General features: G+C 47.7%; 2 protein-coding genes. Both read left to right on the top strand.

From position 1 onward, the window contains the following. The first annotated feature begins 158 nt into the window (after positions 1 to 158). Positions 159 to 914, top strand: coding sequence for an ABC transporter ATP-binding protein (locus tag QMD03_09865; GenBank protein ID MDI6777517.1), 756 nt, complete (start codon positions 159 to 161; stop codon positions 912 to 914). Between the two features lie 25 nt (positions 915 to 939). Beyond that, positions 940 to 1,722: iron chelate uptake ABC transporter family permease subunit (locus QMD03_09870; protein MDI6777518.1), on the top strand; the 783-nt coding region annotated here is incomplete at its 3' end.

Genomic DNA, 1,722 nt, shown 5'->3' on the forward strand with positions numbered 1-1,722 from the left:
GAGATATTTTGCCGATGAGTATGGCCTGAGACAGATGGCCATTGAAGAAGAGGGGAAAATAAAGGGCGCATCTTAAAACACCAGTCATACGTCGTCAGTCATACGTCTTTTGACTTACGACTTACGACTTATGACTTACGACTTACGACTTGCGACTTATGACTTACGACTTACGACTTGCGACTTGCGTTAAAATTACCGATGTATCTTTCGGATATGAAAACATCCCTGTTCTCGAAAATGTTTCCCTGGATCTCTTCGAGAGGGATTTTCTTCTGCTCATAGGCCCCAATGGAGGTGGAAAGACAACGCTTCTGAAACTCATCCTCGGGATCATCAAGCCGTGGAGCGGCTCTATCCGTATTCTCAGAGATGTCGCCGGACGACTGGGATATGTCCCACAGTTTGCAAGTTTCAACAGAAATTTTCCGATCAGTGCCCTGGAGATGGTTCTCACGGGATGTATTAGTCCGCAAAATTACCTCAAGAGGTACACAAAAGACGATATGGAAAAAGCTGATATGATCCTCGAAAAGGTAAATCTACATGATAAGCGGCATGAAAACGTCAAAGACCTCTCCGGTGGTCAAATTCAGAAGGTGCTTATCGCCCGTGCCCTTGTTTCTGAACCGGCGGTCCTGCTCCTGGATGAACCTACAGCATCAATTGACATCACGTCAAAAACCAGCCTCCTGGATTTTCTGAATGAACTCAATGAAAAAATGACCATCGTCGTTGTAACCCATGATCCGACACCCTTCGCCCTCACATACAGGCACATCGCCTGTCTGAACAAAAATCTCTACTTCCACGAAAGGGGGGAATTGGATGCCCATATCTTAGAGCATGTCTATGGTTGCCCCGTAGAATTGTTAGGTCATGGCATCCCTCATACCCTTTTAAAGAAACATTGACATACCTTAAATAGCAACGATACCGATGGAGAATATTTTATCTTACGAATTCATGCAGAATGCTATCTTGACCGGCATCATGGCCAGTATCATCTGCGGTTTCATAGGACCTTTCATTGTAACGAAACGGATGGTTTTTATCAGCGGTGGCCTGAGCCACACCGCATTAGGTGGTCTGGGCATCGCCTATTGGCTGGGAGTAAAACCCCTCTACGGGGCAACCGCTTTTGTTCTCTTAGCTGCGGGGATCATCGGAAATTTGGAAGAAAAGATAAGTGACCTGTTTATCGGTATCCTGTGGGCTGTAGGGGTGGCCGTGGGAATCATCTTTATCCACATGACGCCGGGGTACACCCCCGATCTGATGACCTTTCTGTTCGGGAACATCCTGATGGTACCACGGACAGATGTCATCATTACCCTGATTTTATTGTTCCTCGTAACCTTGCCGATATTCATCTTCTACAAAGGCTTTGTGTCTGTCGCCCTCGATGAAGAGTACGCCCGGGCCAGGCAGTTGCCCGTAAAGGCGCTAAACATGGGGCTGATTATCCTGGTCGCCCTCTCCATCGTGACACTGATTCAGGTAGTCGGTATCATCCTGGTCATCGCACTGCTTACCATCCCCGTGGCGATTGCCGGCGAGATGTCCATGAATTTTAAGCGGATCATGTTGCTTTCCATCGTATTCGGCATCGTGATCTGCCTTTCCGGGCTTTTCCTCTCCTATTTCCTCGAATTACCGTCCGGGGCCTCGATCGTTCTTATCGGTGGTATGCTCCTTATCCTGGTCAAAGGCGCCAAAAAG

The organism is Syntrophales bacterium (genome assembly GCA_030018935.1).
Taxonomy (GTDB): domain Bacteria; phylum Desulfobacterota; class Syntrophia; order Syntrophales; family CG2-30-49-12; genus CG2-30-49-12.

Excerpts from the sequence above, each read along its gene's own strand:
- QMD03_09865 (MDI6777517.1), top strand. The coding sequence starts at position 159 with ATGACTTACGACTTACGACTTGCGACTTGCGTTAAAATTACCGATGTA.